Source organism: Chryseobacterium sp. MHB01 (assembly GCF_034651565.1).
Lineage (GTDB): Bacteria > Bacteroidota > Bacteroidia > Flavobacteriales > Weeksellaceae > Chryseobacterium > Chryseobacterium nepalense.
The window spans coordinates 1-596 of the sequence record NZ_JAYEDA010000049.1; the positions used below are offsets into that span (position 1 = coordinate 1).

A 596-nucleotide genomic window follows, 5' to 3' on the forward strand; every position below is an offset into this window, starting at 1 on the left:
GTTTCTGTTTGGAGCTCCTTACCGTTATACTTATACTGATACGCAGAATTTCCATCCAATGCATTATACCCTTCATGCTTCAACCCGAAAGGATAATAATTGTTTTCTTCAAGAACTTCTATTCCGCTGCCATTGTTAAAGTAACTCAAACGTACATTTCCTAAATGGTCAGCATAGTTGTAAATATACTTATTATTTTTAAAATTAAAATAGCCTTCTCCTGTAGGAATAAATTCAAGGGACACTGCTCCGGCAGGATTGATCGTATATTGGAAACCATCAAGGTAATCCGTAGTTGTGGTTCTTTCTGCTGCACCTTTTGAAAAGTACGTAATGTATTTCTTTCTGAGCTTTACACCGTCTGTACGGTAGGTGTAAGATGACCTCACATTTCGCTGCTCATCAACACCCGTTGTCTGATTCCGGATAATATACCATTCACTGAACAAAATTTCTTTTGGAAGATTCAAATAATTATACGAAATATTTAAAATTCCTTTGTCCTGATGGCTCGTCATATTTCCGTTATTATCATACCCAATCTCAATACCGGAAGTATCAGGATATCCCCTGTAATCCGTAGAAGAATCGGTAAC

The 596-nt window shown here is 36.9% G+C and carries 1 pseudogene; it reads right to left on the reverse strand.

Features of this window, described 5'->3' with window-relative positions:
- A pseudogene (locus tag U9K52_RS21195) lies at positions 1-596 on the reverse strand (hypothetical protein); the annotation flags it as partial.